This window comes from Streptomyces sp. NPDC020780 (assembly GCF_044334475.1).
In the GTDB taxonomy this organism is placed as follows: domain Bacteria; phylum Actinomycetota; class Actinomycetes; order Streptomycetales; family Streptomycetaceae; genus Streptomyces.
Genome location: NZ_JBIRTB010000002.1, coordinates 222,278 through 237,004 on the forward strand (window position 1 = coordinate 222,278; position 14,727 = coordinate 237,004).

At 68.3% G+C, this 14,727-nt stretch carries 13 protein-coding genes and 2 tRNA genes; 3 read left to right on the forward strand and 12 right to left on the reverse strand.

The genetic code is table 11. From position 1 onward, the window contains the following. Positions 1–100: 100 nt before the first annotated feature. The 4 genes from ndk to ACH4VO_RS04410 form a co-directional block, all read right to left on the reverse strand. Complete coding sequence (gene ndk, locus ACH4VO_RS04395; protein ID WP_360992056.1) at positions 101–514, reverse strand: nucleoside-diphosphate kinase; 414 nt, start codon at positions 512–514, stop codon at positions 101–103. Between the two features lie 327 nt (positions 515–841). After that, positions 842–1,198: a DUF4233 domain-containing protein gene (locus ACH4VO_RS04400; protein ID WP_360992059.1), complete on the reverse strand. Its 357-nt coding sequence runs from the start codon at positions 1,196–1,198 to the stop codon at positions 842–844. A 3-nt stretch (positions 1,199–1,201) separates the two neighbouring features. Next, positions 1,202–2,725, reverse strand: coding sequence for a folylpolyglutamate synthase/dihydrofolate synthase family protein (locus tag ACH4VO_RS04405; RefSeq protein ID WP_360992062.1), 1,524 nt, complete (start codon positions 2,723–2,725; stop codon positions 1,202–1,204). Positions 2,726–2,893: 168 nt separating this feature from the next. After that, entirely contained in the window at positions 2,894–5,515 is a 2,622-nt protein-coding gene (locus ACH4VO_RS04410; protein ID WP_360992065.1) for a valine--tRNA ligase, read from the reverse strand. Between the two features lie 137 nt (positions 5,516–5,652). On the opposite strand from ACH4VO_RS04410, the gene ACH4VO_RS04415 reads away from it, so the two are divergent. Beyond that, positions 5,653–6,681, forward strand: coding sequence for a hypothetical protein (locus tag ACH4VO_RS04415; protein WP_360992067.1), 1,029 nt, complete (start codon positions 5,653–5,655; stop codon positions 6,679–6,681). A gap of 137 nt (positions 6,682–6,818) precedes the next feature. On the opposite strand, the gene ACH4VO_RS04420 is transcribed toward ACH4VO_RS04415, so the two are convergent. The 7 genes from ACH4VO_RS04420 to ACH4VO_RS04450 form a co-directional block, all read right to left on the reverse strand. Then, positions 6,819–7,124, reverse strand: coding sequence for a helix-turn-helix transcriptional regulator (locus ACH4VO_RS04420; RefSeq protein WP_360992070.1), 306 nt, complete (start codon positions 7,122–7,124; stop codon positions 6,819–6,821). Beyond that, complete coding sequence (locus ACH4VO_RS04425; protein WP_360992073.1) at positions 7,121–7,504, reverse strand: type II toxin-antitoxin system RelE/ParE family toxin; 384 nt, start codon at positions 7,502–7,504, stop codon at positions 7,121–7,123. The genes ACH4VO_RS04420 and ACH4VO_RS04425 overlap by 4 nt, the downstream gene beginning before the upstream one ends. 97 nt (positions 7,505–7,601) lie before the next feature. Beyond that, positions 7,602–8,894, reverse strand: coding sequence for an ATP-dependent Clp protease ATP-binding subunit ClpX (gene clpX / locus ACH4VO_RS04430; RefSeq protein WP_360992075.1), 1,293 nt, complete (start codon positions 8,892–8,894; stop codon positions 7,602–7,604). A 157-nt stretch (positions 8,895–9,051) separates the two neighbouring features. Further along, positions 9,052–9,735 carry an ATP-dependent Clp protease proteolytic subunit gene (locus ACH4VO_RS04435; protein WP_069172792.1) on the reverse strand — a complete coding sequence of 228 codons (684 nt, stop codon included), beginning with the start codon at positions 9,733–9,735 and terminating at the stop codon, positions 9,052–9,054. 93 nt (positions 9,736–9,828) lie between these two features. Then, positions 9,829–10,434 carry an ATP-dependent Clp protease proteolytic subunit gene (locus ACH4VO_RS04440; RefSeq protein WP_360992152.1) on the reverse strand — a complete coding sequence of 202 codons (606 nt, stop codon included), beginning with the start codon at positions 10,432–10,434 and terminating at the stop codon, positions 9,829–9,831. 276 nt (positions 10,435–10,710) lie between these two features. Next, a complete protein-coding gene (gene tig / locus ACH4VO_RS04445) occupies positions 10,711–12,126 on the reverse strand; it encodes a trigger factor (protein ID WP_360992078.1) in 1,416 nt (471 codons plus the stop codon). 164 nt (positions 12,127–12,290) lie between these two features. Then, positions 12,291–12,367 (reverse strand) — tRNA-Pro (locus ACH4VO_RS04450). A gap of 156 nt (positions 12,368–12,523) precedes the next feature. Between ACH4VO_RS04450 and ACH4VO_RS04455 the strand changes: the two genes are divergently transcribed. Further along, a tRNA-Gly gene (locus ACH4VO_RS04455) sits at positions 12,524–12,597 on the forward strand. A gap of 165 nt (positions 12,598–12,762) precedes the next feature. On the opposite strand, the gene ACH4VO_RS04460 is transcribed toward ACH4VO_RS04455, so the two are convergent. Continuing rightward, positions 12,763–12,957, reverse strand: coding sequence for a hypothetical protein (locus ACH4VO_RS04460; protein ID WP_145801539.1), 195 nt, complete (start codon positions 12,955–12,957; stop codon positions 12,763–12,765). A 578-nt stretch (positions 12,958–13,535) separates the two neighbouring features. On the opposite strand from ACH4VO_RS04460, the gene ACH4VO_RS04465 reads away from it, so the two are divergent. After that, positions 13,536–14,684: an acyltransferase family protein gene (locus tag ACH4VO_RS04465; protein ID WP_360992082.1), complete on the forward strand. Its 1,149-nt coding sequence runs from the start codon at positions 13,536–13,538 to the stop codon at positions 14,682–14,684. Positions 14,685–14,727 lie beyond the last annotated feature (43 nt).

A 14,727-nucleotide genomic window follows, 5' to 3' on the forward strand; every position in this document is an offset into this window, starting at 1 on the left:
GTCGGAACGATGCGTTCCCGCGATACCTGACCCTATGCCGAAGGGCGGCCGAATTACTTCGGTCGCCCCAGGTACTGAGCGCTGTTTGGCCGAGCCGGCGTCAGGAAAGCCCGGGGAAGAAAAGCTTCAATTCCCGCTCTGCGGACTCCTCGGAGTCCGAGGCGTGGATGAGGTTCTCCCGGGTGACGGTGCCGAAGTCACCCCGGATGGAGCCGGGCGCGGCGGCGATCGGGTCGGTGGGGCCGGCCAGGGCGCGGACACCTTCGATCACCCGCTCGCCTTCGGCCACCAGGGCGACGACGGGACCCGAGGCCATGAACTCGACCAGCGGCTCGTAGAACGGGCGGCCCTTGTGCTCGCCGTAGTGCTGCTCCAGCGTCGCCAGGTCCAGCGTGCGCAGCTCCAGCGCGGTGATCGTCCAGCCGGCCTTGCGCTCGATACGGCCGACGATCTCGCCGATCAGCCCGCGCCGGACGGCGTCGGGCTTGAGAAGGACGAGGGTGCGCTGCGTCATGTGCGGCTCCTTGCGGGCTGACGACGTGGCGAGCAAGCGGCCGCGACGCCGCTCCCTCTTGCTCCCAGGTCGTTACGGGTGCGGTGGGAGCCCTGAGATTACAGGGGCACGGGAGCGGGCCGACGCCGGGGTTTACGCTGCGTCATCCTCAGGCCCGGCACGTGTCCCGAAAGCGGCGCAGTCCGCCCGGCGGGGGTCCGACACGGGCGGTCGCGCGGCCGGAAGGCGCCCTGGTACCGGATGTACCGGAGCGTCCCGGCATGGCGGGCGGGGCCCCTCCTGGGTGGGCCCGCCGGGCGTGGCCCGGCAGGGCTGCCGGGCCACGCCTCAGGCCTGTCCGGCCTCCTGGGCCTCCGCCTGCGCCGCCCACCGCGCCTTCGCCTCGTCGATCGTGCGGCCGTAGTGCACCGAGGCCCACCACAGGGCGGCGAAGACCACTCCGAGGATGTACATCATCGGCACGAAGAGGCCGCTCATGAAGAGCGCGGCCTGCAGGACCCAGCCGAGCTGTACGCCGCCTGGCCGGGTGATCACGCCGCAGAGCAGGACGGACACCAGCATGCCGATGCCGCAGACCGTCCACACCGTGGCCATGGACATGCCGTCCAGCTTCATCGCCACCAGGCCGGCGAAGCCGATCACGAAGAACTCGCCGATCAGCGTCGACGCACAGAGGGTCCGCATGGGTCAGCGCCTTCCCAGAAGCAGCCGGGCCTCGCCGACCGTGATGACGGAACCGGTCACCAGGACCCCGGCGCCCGCGTACTCGGCCTCTTCCTCCGCGAGGGTGATGGCCGCCTCCAGGGCGTCGTCCAGGCGCGGCTCGACCTGTACGCGGTCGTTGCCGAAGACCTCTACGGCGACCGCGGCGAGCGCGTCCACGTCCATCGCGCGGGCGGTGGAGTTCTGCGTCACGACCACCTCGGCGAAGATCGGCTCGAAGGCCTCCAGCAACCCCTTGACGTCCTTGTCGCCACTGGTGCCGACCACTCCCACGAGCCGGGAGAAGCTGAACGCCTCGGAGATCCCCTCGGCGGCGGCAGCGGCCCCCGCCGGGTTGTGGGCGGCGTCCAGGACGACGGTCGGGCTCGACCGGACGACCTCCAGACGGCCCGGTGAGAGCACGGAGAGGAAGGCCTTGCGGACGGATGCGACGTCGAGGCTGCGGGCCTGGTCGGCCCCGATGCCGAAGAACGCCTCGACGGCGGCGAGCGCCACCGCCGCGTTGTGCGCCTGGTGGGCGCCGTAGAGCGGCAGGAAGATGTCGTCGTACTCGCCGCCGAGTCCGCGCAGTGTCAGCAACTGACCGCCGACCGCGACCTCGCGGGAGACGACGCCGAACTCCATGCCCTCGCGGGCCACGGTGGCATCGACCTCCACGGCCTTCTTCAGCATCACCTGAGCGGCGTCGACCGGCTGCTGCGCCAGGATCACCGTCGCCCCCTGCTTGATCACTCCGGCCTTCTCGCCCGCGATCTCGGCCGGTGTGGTGCCGAGGCGGTCGGTGTGGTCCAGCGAGATGGGCGTGACGACGGCGACCGAGCCGTCGATGACGTTCGTCGCGTCCCAGGTGCCACCCATGCCGACCTCGACGACCGCCACGTCGACCGGCGCGTCGGCGAACGCCGCGTACGCCATGCCGGTCAGCACCTCGAAGAACGACAGCCGGTAGGGCTGCTGGGCGTCGACCATCTCGACGTACGGCTTGATGTCGTCGTACGTCTCGACGAAGCGCTGGGCGTCGATCGGGGCGCCGTCCAGGCTGATCCGCTCGGTGATCGACTGGACGTGCGGGGAGGTGTAGCGGCCGGTGCGCAGCTCGAAGGCGTTGAGCAGGGCCTCGATCATGCGGGCCGTACTGGTCTTGCCGTTCGTCCCCGTGATGTGGATCGAGGGGTAGGCGCGCTGCGGCTCGCCGAGCACGTCCATCAGGGCCGCGATGCGGGTCACGGACGGCTCGAGCTTGGTCTCGCCCCAGCGGCCGGCGAGCTCCTGTTCCACGGCGCGCAGCGCCCTGTCCGTCTCCGGGTCGGCGGGGCGGGCGGGCACCGCGTCGGCCTGGGCCGGGCCCGCTTGGGTGCGCAGTGTGCGGCTCCCGGCCTCGATCACCGCCAGGTCGGGGTCGCGCTGGGTCGCTTCTTCGACGATCTCCTCGAAGGTGTCGTCGGGATCTGACGCGTCGTGCCGGTCTGAAGGGCGGGGCTCACTCACAGGGCCAGTCTACGGATGGCCGCGGACATCGTGCGCGGCGCCCGGTGGGACGCTCCGGGCGGACGCGGCGGGACCTCGTGGGCAGCCGCCCCGGCTCCCCCTCCCGGGCACGGCGAAACCCCCGCGCTCCCGGTCGGTCGGGGGTGCGGGGGCTCCGTGGTCAGCTCATCAGTCCTGCGGCAGATGCGCCAGCTGGGCGGAGACGCGCGCGATGTCGGCCTCGGCCTTGGCGAGCCGGCCGCGGATCTTGTCGACCACGTGGTCCGGCGCCTTGGCGAGGAAGGCCTCGTTGCCGAGCTTGCCGGTGGCCTGCGCCTTCTCCTTCTCGGCCGCCTCGAGGTCCTTGGTCAGGCGCTTGCGCTCCGCCGCGACGTCGATCGTGCCCGAGAGGTCGAGCGCGACGACGGCGCCGGCGACGGGCAGGGAGGCGGTGGCGTGGAAGCCGTCCCCGGCGGGCTGCAGGCGCAGGAGCTGCCGGATGGCCGCCTCGTGCGGGGCGAGCGCCGTGCCGCTCAGGGTGAGCGCGGCCGGGACCTTCTGGCCGGGCTGGAGGCCCTGGTCGTTGCGGAAGCGGCGGACCTCGGTGACGACCTGCTGGACGAGTTCGATCTCCTTCTCGGCCGCGTCGTCGCGGAAGCCGGAGTCGCTCGGCCACTCGGCGATGACGATCGACTCGCGCCCGGTGAGCGCGGTCCACAGCGCCTCCGTGACGAACGGGACGATCGGGTGCAGCAGCCGCAGCATCACGTCCAGGACCTCGCCGAGGACCCGGCCCGAGACCTCCGCCGGGCGGCCGCCCGCGAAGAACGTGGTCTTGGACAGCTCGACGTACCAGTCGAAGACCTCGTCCCAGGCGAAGTGGCGCAGCGTCTCGCTGATCTTGGCGAACTGGTAGTCGTCGTAGAAGGCGTCGACGTCGGCGACCGTCTTGTTGAGGCGGGAGAGGATCCAGCGGTCGGTGACCGACATCTCCTCGACCGGGGGAAGGGCGCCCTCGATCGTGGCGCCGTTCATCAGGGCGAAGCGGGTGGCGTTCCAGATCTTGTTGGAGAACTTCGCCGAACCCTGGACCCACTCCTCACCGATCGGGACGTCGGTGCCCGGGTTGGCTCCGCGGGCGAGGGTGAAGCGCAGCGCGTCGGAGCCGTACTTGTCCATCCAGTCCAGCGGGTTGACCACGTTGCCGAACGACTTCGACATCTTCTTGCCGTGCTCGTCGCGGACCATGCCGTGCAGGACGATGGTGCCGAACGGCGGGACGCCGTCGTTGACGTACAGGCCGAACATCATCATCCGGGCGACCCAGAAGAAGAGGATGTCGTAGCCGGTGACCAGGACGGAGTTCGGGTAGAACTTCGCGAGGCTGTCGGTCTGTTCGGGCCAGCCGAGTGTCGAGAACGGCCACAGGCCGGAGGAGAACCAGGTGTCCAGGACATCGCTGTCCTGGGTCCAGCCCTCACCGGTGGGCGCCTCGTCGTCCGGTCCGACGCAGACGACCTCGCCGTTCGGCCCGTACCAGACGGGGATGCGGTGCCCCCACCAGAGCTGGCGCGAGATCGTCCAGTCGTGGAGGTTGTCGACCCAGTCGAAGTACCGCTTCTCCATCTCCTGCGGGTGGATCTTGACGCTGCCGTCGCGGACGGCGTCACCGGCCGCCTTGGCGAGCGGGGCGACCTTGACCCACCACTGGAGGGAGAGCCGCGGCTCGATGGTCGTCTTGCAGCGCGAGCAGTGGCCGACGGAGTGGACGTACGGGCGCTTCTCGGCGACGATCCGGCCGTCGGCGCGCAGCGCGGCGACGATGGCGGAGCGGGCCTCCAGACGGTCCAGGCCCTCGAAGGGGCCGGGGACGGTGATGACCGCCCGCTCGTCCATGACCGTGAGGAACGGAAGGTCGTGGCGTCGGCCGATCTCGAAGTCGTTCGGGTCGTGCGCGGGGGTCACCTTGACGGCACCCGTGCCGAACTCGGGGTCGACGTGGTGGTCGGCGACGACCGGGATCGTGCGGTCGGTGAGCGGCAGTTTGATCTGCTTGCCGACCAGGTGCTTGTAGCGCTCGTCGTCGGGGTGGACGGCGACCGCCGTGTCACCCAGCATCGTCTCGGCGCGGGTGGTGGCGACGACGATGGTCTCGTCGCCCTCGCCGTACGTCATGGAGACGAGCTCGCCGTCGTCCTCCTGGTACTCGACCTCGATGTCGGAGATCGCCGTCAGACAGCGCGGGCACCAGTTGATGATGCGCTCGGCGCGGTAGATCAGCTCGTCGTCGTACATCTTCTTGAAGACGGTCTGGACGGCCTTGGACAGGCCCTCGTCCATGGTGAAGCGCTCACGGGACCAGGCGACGCCCTCGCCGAGGCGGCGCATCTGGCCGGAGATCTGGCCGCCCGACTCGTTCTTCCACTGCCAGACGCGCTCGACGAAGGCCTCGCGGCCCAGGTCGTGACGGGACTTGCCCTCCTTGGCGAGTTCGCGCTCGACGACGTTCTGGGTGGCGATGCCCGCGTGGTCCATGCCGGGCTGGTACAGCGCCTCGAAGCCCTGCATGCGCTTACGGCGGACGAGGGCGTCGATCAGGGTGTGCTCGAAGGCGTGCCCCAGGTGGAGGCTTCCGGTGACGTTCGGCGGCGGGATGACGATGCTGTAGGGCGGCTTGTCGCTGTGCTCGTCGGCTTCGAAGTACCCGCGTTCTACCCAGCGCTCGTACAGCTTCCCCTCCACCTCGGCCGGCGCGTACTGGGTCGGCAGTTCGGGGTTGCTGGCTGTCTGCTGCTGAGTGTTCTCGGTCACGGGGGACAGTTTAGGGCCGTCACAGTCCTGCACTGAAACAGGATTGTTCAGTAACGGTGTGAGCTGCGATGCCCCATGTCAGCGCGGCTTCCGTCAGGATGTTCGGAACGCATAAGCATTCTGGAGGGGACAGCGCGATGAGTTACAACCAGCCGGGCCCGTACGGCGGGCAGCCGCCGCAGGGCCAGCCCGGACCGTACGGACAGCAGCCGGGCCCCTACGGCGGACCGCCGCAGGGCCAGCCCCAGGGCCAGCCCCAGGGCCAGCCCGGCTACGGCTACCCGCAGCAGGCCCCCCAGGGCGTCCCGCCGCAGCAGCAGCCCCCGCAGCCGGGCTACGGCTACCCGCAGCAGGGCCAGCAGCAGCCGGGCCCGTACGGCCAGCAGCCGCCGACGCCGCCGTACGGCCAGCAGCCCGCGTACGGCGGCCAGCAGCCGTACGGCATGCCTCCGCAGCCGAACGCCCCGAAGAAGAAGACCGGGCTCATCATCGGCGCGGCCGTCGTGGCGCTCGCCGTGATCGCGGGCGGCGTGTACTTCCTCACCTCGGGCGGGGGCTCCGGCAACAGCGACGTCGCGGACTCCACCAAGGGGTACAAGCTGACGCCGGCCACCTCGGTGGAGGCATACAAGCAGGACACGTCCGAGAAGACGCCCTCCGGCCCGCTCACGGGCAAGGAGAAGTCCGAGTCGGAGGCCATGGGAGTCAAGAACCCCAGCCAGGCGAGCGCCCAGTACGTGAGCGGTGACATGGCACAGAACCCGCTCACCACGAAGATGCTCATGCTCTACGGGGCCTGGGGCCAGATCGACGACCCCGCCAAGGTCATCGACGCCTTCTTCAAGAGCGCCGAGAAGGAGACCATGAAGGACGAGGACACGAAGGGCTCGCTGGTAGGCAGCCCGGAGAAGGTCACTCCGGCCGGTTTCAAGGGCGCACTGATGAAGTGCCAGAACATGAAGATCGTCAACGAGAAGGGCGACGGCTCGGTCCAGAACGGCCCCAAGGACATGACGATGCCGGTGTGCGTCTGGGCCGACTACAGCACGGTCGCCGCCGTCATCGGCTTCGACATCGGTGGCGCCATGACGAACAAGCCGATGTCCCAGGACGAGGCGGCGGGCCTCGCCGCCAAGCTCTACAACACCTCCCGCACCAAGGTCTGATTCCGCACAGCGCGAAGGGGCGCCCGGCCACTGGCCGGGCGCCCCTTCGGCGTCTGCGGTGCGCCGCCGCTACGCGGACTTCTCGTGGCGGCCGCCGTCGTTCTTGCCGATCGTGTGCGGACCGGGCGATCGTCGAGTCAGAGCTTCACCGAGACGTTTCCGACGGTGGCCAGTATGGTCAGCTCGCCGCCGATGGCGTGCAGGTAAGCCGACATGGTCGACGTGTCCAGACGTACGCCACCACGCTCGATCTGGCTGATCCGCCCCTGTGTCACGCCCATCGCCTTCGCCACCTGAACCTGGGTCATCCCCTGCGCCCTCCGGAGAGAGGCGAGCTCATGTCCTCGCTCCGCGTCGACCATCTCGTTCTTGATCGCGTCAATGCGAGCGCGCTTCTCCGGGGTGATGTCAGCCGCGAGATCGGCCATGCCACCGAGATTCATCCGTCCTCCTCCTTCAGAGCCTCAAGGTAAGCCATGTACTTGGCGTCGGCCTCTTTGACCGCCTTCGGGTACCAGGCCGCCCATTGCCGTCCGCTCGCCTTGTTTCCGGCGACGAGGAAGACAGCGCGCCGCACGGGACCGAACACGAAGAGCATCCGGATGCTGACCGTGCTGCCGTTGCGTGGGCGGAGCTCGCGCATGTTGCGGTACCGACTGTCTTCGACAGCCCCGACCGTCGGTCGCCGTAATGCCGGACCGGCCTCCTCAAGACGCTCCAGCGCGGCGATGACGTGATCGTGACTATCCGGATCCTCCTTGGCCAGCCTATGAATCCAGTCCAGGACATCTGCGAAGAATCTGAGTTCGTACGGACCGTCCACAGCAAAAAAATATTTGCACTAACTAATGCCCTCGGGCCCGAAAAGGGGCGCCCGGCCAGTGGCCGGGCGCCCCTTCGGCGTCTGTGGTGCGCCGCCGCTACGCGGACTTCTCGTGGCGGCCGCCGTCGTTCTTGCCGATCGTGCGCGGCTCGCGCGGGACCAGCGTCGGGTTGACGTTGTCGCGGACGACGTCCGGGGTGATGACCACGCGGGCCACGTCCTTGCGGGACGGGACCTCGTACATCACGGACTGGAGGACTTCCTCCATGATGGCCCGCAGGCCACGTGCGCCGGTCTGGCGCAGGATCGCCTGGTCCGCGATGGCCTCCAGCGCCTCGCGCTCGAAGTCCAGCTCCACGCCGTCGAGTTCGAACAGCCTTTGGTACTGCTTCACCAGGGCGTTGCGCGGCTCGACCAGGATCTGGAGCAGCGCCTCGCGGTCCAGGTTGTGGACCGAGGTCAGCACGGGGAGACGGCCGATGAACTCGGGGATCATCCCGAACTTCACCAGGTCCTCCGGCATGACCTCCTGGAACTGGTCGCTCGCCTGGATCTCCAGCTTGGACCGGATCGTCGCGCCGAAACCGATGCCCTTCGCGCCGGCCCGGGACTCGATGATCTTCTCCAGGCCCGAGAAGGCGCCGCCCACGATGAACAGGACGTTCGTCGTGTCGATCTGGATGAACTCCTGGTGCGGGTGCTTCCGTCCGCCCTGCGGGGGTACGGAGGCGGTGGTGCCCTCCAGGATCTTCAGCAGGGCCTGCTGGACGCCCTCGCCGGAGACATCGCGGGTGATCGACGGGTTCTCGCTCTTGCGGGCGACCTTGTCGATCTCGTCGATGTAGATGATCCCGGTCTCGGCCTTCTTGACGTCGTAGTCCGCCGCCTGGATCAGCTTGAGCAGGATGTTCTCGACGTCCTCGCCGACGTACCCGGCCTCCGTCAGCGCCGTCGCGTCGGCGATGGCGAACGGGACGTTGAGCATGCGGGCCAGCGTCTGCGCCAGCAGCGTCTTGCCCGAGCCCGTGGGGCCGAGCAGCAGGATGTTGGACTTGGCGAGCTCGATCGCGTCGTCGCGACCGCCGCCGTTCTCCCCTGCCTGGACCCGTTTGTAGTGGTTGTACACAGCGACCGAGAGGGCCTTCTTCGCGGGCTCCTGCCCGACGACGTACCCCTCGAGGAACTCGTAGATCTCGCGCGGCTTGGGGAGTTCCTCCCACCGCACCTCGGAGGTCTCGGCGAGCTCCTCCTCGATGATCTCGTTGCAGAGATCGATGCACTCGTCGCAGATGTACACACCGGGTCCCGCGATGAGCTTCTTCACCTGCTTCTGGCTCTTTCCGCAGAACGAGCACTTGAGCAGGTCGCCGCCATCACCGATGCGTGCCACGAGGTGCTTCCCCTTCGCCTGGGAGCAGCCTGGTTCAGCGGCTCCTGGTGCCTCTATCCGACGGTACCTTGCCTGACCCCCCGTTCGGGCCCCCCTTGGCACGGTTCACACGGCCGGGGCCGTGCGAACGGAAGGTGCCAAGGGGAAAAGACCGACGTCAGACGGACGCGCCGGCTGTGGTCTTGCGGGTGGAGACGATCTGGTCCACCAGACCGTACTCGAGTGCGTCCTCCGCGGTAAGGATCTTGTCGCGCTCGATGTCCTCGCTGATCTTCTCCAGCGAGGTGGTGGAGTGCTTGGCCAGCATCTCCTCGAGCTGGGTGCGCATCCGCAGGATCTCGTTGGCCGCGATCTCCAGGTCGGAGAGCTGCTCACGGCCCGTCTGCGAGGACGGCTGGTGGATGAGCACCCGGGCGTGCGGGAGCGCCATGCGCTTGCCCGGCGTGCCCGCGGCGAGCAGGACGGCGGCGGCGGAGGCCGCCTGGCCCATGCAGACCGTCTGGATGTCCGGCTTCACGAACTGCATCGTGTCGTAGATCGCGGTGAGCGCGGTGAACGAGCCGCCGGGGCTGTTGATGTAGATCGAGATGTCGCGGTCCGGGTCCATCGACTCCAGGCACAGCAGCTGCGCCATGACGTCGTTGGCCGAGGCGTCGTCGATCTGGACACCGAGGAAGATCACGCGCTCCTCGAAGAGCTTCGCGTACGGGTCGTACTCGCGCACGCCCTGCGAGGTGCGCTCGACGAAGCGCGGGACGACGTAGCGGTTGTCCACCTGCGGGCCGGTGTAGAGGCCGCTCGCGGAGGCGCCGGGGAAGTTGTTCATATGCGTGTTCACCATCCTGGTGGCGTTCATGTGGGCTGGGGGGCTGCTCGGCGTACGAGTGGCGTACGAGAGGTCTGCGGGGGCGCGTGGTCCGGTGGGGAGGCCGGATCAGGCGCCGGTGCCGCCGCCGCCCGGGATGCCCGACGCGAACGTGATGATCTCGTCGATGAGGCCGTACTCCTTGGCCTCGTCCGCGGTGTACCAGCGGTCGCGGTCACCGTCGCGGATGATCGTCTCCACGGTCTGGCCGGAGTGGTGGGCGGTGATCTCCGCCATCCGCTTCTTCGTGCGGAGCAGGTACTCGGCCTGGATCTTGATGTCCGAGGCGGTGCCGCCGATGCCGGCCGAGCCCTGGTGCATGAGGATGTCGGTGTTCGGAAGCGCGAAGCGCTTGCCCGCCGAACCGCCGGTGAGCAGGAACTGGCCCATGGAGGCCGCCATGCCCATGCCGATGGTGACCACGTCGTTCGGGATGTACTGCATGGTGTCGTAGACCGCCATGCCGGCCGTCACCGAACCGCCGGGGCTGTTGATGTAGAGGTAGATGTCCTTGTCGGGGTCGGCGGCAAGGAGCAGGAGCTGTGCGGTGATCTTGTTGGCGATGTCATCGTCGACCTGCTGACCGAGGAAGATGATGCGCTCGCCGAGCAGTCGGCTGTAGACCTGGTCACCGAGGCCTCCACCGAGGGACGGCTCTCCGGCGGCGTAGGGCATCAGATTCGTCACGTATCCACCTGCTCGTCTCTGACGGCTCCGGCCGTCTCAGCGTCTTCGTACCGGGTGGGCCGGGATTACCCGACCCTTCCTCTTCATGGACCCTAACGCGCAGGTGGGACAACGCCATCCCGGTTCCCCAACTGTTCGCTGGGAGCGCAAGGTCAGCAGTCCGCACAAGGGTCCGGGGGTGCGGGCGCCGATATGCCGACGGGCTCCGGACGCGATACGTCCGGAGCCCGTCGGTGCGATCGGGCGTGCCGATCAGTGCGAGGCTCAGGCCTCGGACTTCTCGTCGCTCTTCTCGTCGTCCTTCTCGGCGGCGGGAGCCTCGGACGCGTCCTCGGCGGCGGCCTCGGCCGTCTCGGCGGCCTCCTCCTCCTCGTCCTCCAGGTCGACGATCTCACCGTTGGTGTCGACGACCTTGGCGGCCTCCACGACGACGGCGAGCGCCTTGCCGCGGGCTACCTCGCCGACGAGCATCGGCACCTGGCCGCCCTCGACGACGGCCTGGGCGAACTGGTCCGGGCTCATGCCGGAGGAAGCGGCACGCCGCATGAGGTGCTCGGTGAGCTCCTCCTGGTTGACGTTCAGCTTCTCCTTGTTGACGAGCTCGTCCAGGATGAACTGGGTCTTGATGCCCTTGACGGCCTGCTCGGCGGTCTCGGCCTCGAACTCCTCGAGCGTCTTGCCCTGGATCTCGAGGTACTTCTCGAGGTCGAGACCCATCTGGCCGAGCTGGTGGTGCTCGAGGTTGTGCTTGCGGGTCTGGACCTCGTCCGCGAGGAGCTTCTCGGGGATCGGGACCTCGGCCAGCTTCAGCAGCTCGTCCAGGACGCGCTCCTGGGCCTGGGTGGCCTGGTCGTACTGCTTGGTGTTCTCGAGGCGCTTGCGGCTGTCCTCACGGAGCTCGGCGAGCGTGTCGAACTCGCTCGCCATCTGCGCGAAGTCGTCGTCCAGCTCGGGAAGTTCGCGGGAGGCGACGGAAGCGACCTTGACGGTGACCTCCGCTTCCTTGCCCTCGGCGGAGCCGCCCTTCAGCTCGGAGGTGAAGGTGGCCTCGCCACCGGCCTCCAGGCCGGTCACGGCCTCGTCGATGCCCTCGAGGAGCTCGCCGGAACCGATGGTGTACGAGACACCGGCGGCCACGCCGTCCTCCAGGACCTCTCCGTCGACCTTGGCCTCCAGGTCGATCGTCACGACGTCGCCCTCGGCGGCGGGACGCTCGACCGGGTTGGTGGAGGCGAAGCGCTCACGGAGCTGCTCCACGGCCTTGTCGACGTCCTCGTCGGTGACCTCGAGTGCGTCCACGGTGACCTCGATGCCGGAGTAGTCCGGAATCTCGATCTCGGGACGGACGTCCACCTCGGCGGTGAAGGCCAGCAGCTCGCCGTCCTTGAGTTCGGTGATGTCGACCTCGGGCTGGCCCAGAACGTTGAGCTCACCCTCGTTGACAGCCTCGGTGTAGAACTTCGGAAGGGCGTCGTTGACGGCCTCCTCCAGCACCGCACCACGGCCGAACCGCTGGTCGATGACCCGGTTGGGGATCTTGCCCTTACGGAAGCCCTTCACCGTGACCTGCTGGTTGATCTTCTTGTACGCCGCGTCGAGGCTGTCCTTGAGCTCCTCGAAGGGCACCTCGATGCTGAGCCGAACCCGGGTCGGGTTCAGGGTCTCCACGGCGCTCTTCACGGTTCGGTCTCCTTGGTGGCTGACTTCTTGGGGTTCTGCTGGGCCGCCGAGAGGCGGCTTCGCGGATCGAGCCCGGTACATCAGACACACGGGCACGCAATTTGCATAGTAACGGCAAGCGGGATGACTCCCACAACGCGATCTTGCCTGTGCGATCTTGCTGGTGGTCGGGGTGGCCGGATTCGAACCGACGACCTTCCGCTCCCAAAGCGGACGCGCTACCAAGCTGCGCCACACCCCGTCGGTGCGACACGTAGGGTACATGCCCGCAAGCGGTGCGTCGGCCGTTTTGCACAGCGCCGCGGGGGCCACGCCGGCATGCGGGTGTGCGCGGACCTTCCCCGACCCGCTACGATGCTTTCCGTGCCGCGGTCCAGGAACCTGCGGTACGGCACGTGCGGGCGTAGCTCAATGGTAGAGCCCTAGTCTTCCAAACTAGCTACGCGGGTTCGATTCCCGTCGCCCGCTCCACCGGCTCAGGGCCAGGTCAGAGGATCATCCTCCGGCCTGGCCCTGTGGCGTTCGCGGACCCGTGAAGAGCCGGCCGACGGCATGCCGGAGCGGGCCCCGCCCGCGGACCGGACGGGACCCGCCCGGAAGCGGAGCAGAGCCCGCTCAGGAACGATCAGGAGCCGATCAGAAGCTGATCTGGTTGATCGTGTCCGCTATCGAGTTCATGAATCTGTTGATCGACGGAGCCATGCCCGTCGAGGCCAGGAAGAAGCCGAAGAGCACGGCGACGACCGCCGGCCCGCCCTTGAGGGATCCGCCGCGGATCAGCACCACCAGGACAATCCCCAGCAGAAGCACCACAGACAGTGAAATGGCCACGACTGATCACACCCTTGGTCGGTCCGCCTTGCCGGCCCGGCGGCGTGCGGCCGAGCACACCTCCGTCGCGCCCATCGTGCCACCAACTCCCCTGTGCGTGCTGCCGCGTGACGAAGCCGACTGGCCGGATCGCGCCATACCCGCGCCCGCGCACGCCTGGCGCGTGGGGAGCATGTGCCGGTGAAACACCGGGAGATGCCGGGTCCGGTGGCGCCCGGGCGGGCCCACCGCGCCCTCGCCACGCGGGGCCCGGGGCGGGCCGCACGGCAGACCTCGCCACGGGGCGCGGACCGGCCTCACAGCGGGCTCAAGGAAAGCTGTGCATCCACTGTGCGAAACCCATTCGAATATTCGCCGATGTGACGGTTTCCATATCCCCACACTTCATTCACAGCATTCTGCGGGCGGCTGATGCGAGGAAATTGACCCCGCCAACCACTTGTCGATCTGACCGATTTGGTGGAGACAAAACGCTCCATAGAGGACATTTGCTGGTGGTTTCATTTCTCGACGGCCGGGAACACGCGCCACGGAATGAGGTTTTACGCGCGCCGATCGACGGGTCTAGGGTGCCTTAGATGTTCAAAGCTCCGAGCGAAATTCAGAGGGCCCCGATCCCCCCGGAGACCCGGGAGTCGGAGCCCGGACACCAGCAGATTCCGACGGCCGCCGCGACGGTCGCGCGCCATGCTCCGGCGGCGCCTGCCCCTGCGTCGGCGAAGCGGCGTGACGCCTACTTCGACAACGTGAAGTACCTCGCGATCGTGCTCGTCGCCGTGGCGCACGCATGGGAACCGGTCATGGACGGCAGCCGTGCCACGCGGGCGCTGTACATGTTCGTGTACACGTTCCACATGCCCGCGTTCATCCTTGTTTCCGGTTATTTCTCACGGTCGTTCGACATGAGTCCGGCCAGGGTGAAGCGTCTGGTCACCGGGGTCGCCGTGCCCTACGTGCTGTTCGAGACGGCCTATTCGCTGTTCAGGCGGTACGCGGGCGCGGACGACGTGGCCATCACACTCCTCGACCCGATGTACCTCACCTGGTTCCTGATCGCCCTGTTCGTCTGGCGGGTCACCACGCCGCTGTGGCGTTCGCTGCGCCATCCGCTGCCGGTGGCGCTCACGCTCGCCGTACTCGCCTCCCTGACGCCGGGCATCGGTGACGACCTGGACCTGCAACGCGTCCTGCAACTCCTGCCGTTCTTCGTGCTCGGGCTCCTGCTGAAGCCCGAGCACTTCGCGCTCGTCCGCCGGCGCGAGGTCAGGCTGCTCTCCCTGCCGTTGTTCGCGGGGGCCCTGCTCTTCGCCTACTGGGCCGCACCGCGCATGCGGCTCGGCTGGTTCTACCGCAGCAGCAGCGCCCAGGAACTGGGGGCCCCGTGGTGGTCAGGGGCCGTGATGTCCCTCGCGATGTTCGGGTGCGCGCTGCTTCTCACGGCCGGCTTCCTGGCCTGGGTACCGCGCCGTCACCTCTGGTTCACGGTGCTGGGCGCGGGAACGATCTGCGGCTATCTCCTGCACGGCTTCCTGGTGAAGGGCGCCGGATACGTGGGGCTGTTCGACCGGTACCCGTGGCTCTCGGAGCCCGCCGGGCTGGTCCTCGTCTCCCTCGTCGCGGCTGCGGCGGTGACCCTGCTGTGCACCCCGCCGGTCCGGCGCGCATTGCGCTTCGCCACCGAGCCCGAGATGAACTGGGCGTTCCGCCGGGACCTGACCGAGCGCTGAGCCCGCCCTGAGCGTCCGGTCCCGTCCGGGTCGGCGCAGCCCG

Coding starts and splice junctions, on each gene's coding strand:
- ndk (WP_360992056.1), bottom strand. CDS start 514: ATGACGCAGCGCACCCTCGTCCTTCTCAAGCCCGACGCCGTCCGGCGC.
- ACH4VO_RS04400 (WP_360992059.1), bottom strand. CDS start 1,198: ATGCGGACCCTCTGTGCGTCGACGCTGATCGGCGAGTTCTTCGTGATC.
- ACH4VO_RS04415 (WP_360992067.1), top strand. CDS start 5,653: ATGAGTTACAACCAGCCGGGCCCGTACGGCGGGCAGCCGCCGCAGGGC.
- ACH4VO_RS04420 (WP_360992070.1), bottom strand. CDS start 7,124: ATGAATCTCGGTGGCATGGCCGATCTCGCGGCTGACATCACCCCGGAG.
- ACH4VO_RS04435 (WP_069172792.1), bottom strand. CDS start 9,735: ATGGTGAACACGCATATGAACAACTTCCCCGGCGCCTCCGCGAGCGGC.
- ACH4VO_RS04440 (WP_360992152.1), bottom strand. CDS start 10,434: ATGCCCTACGCCGCCGGAGAGCCGTCCCTCGGTGGAGGCCTCGGTGAC.
- ACH4VO_RS04465 (WP_360992082.1), top strand. CDS start 13,536: ATGTTCAAAGCTCCGAGCGAAATTCAGAGGGCCCCGATCCCCCCGGAG.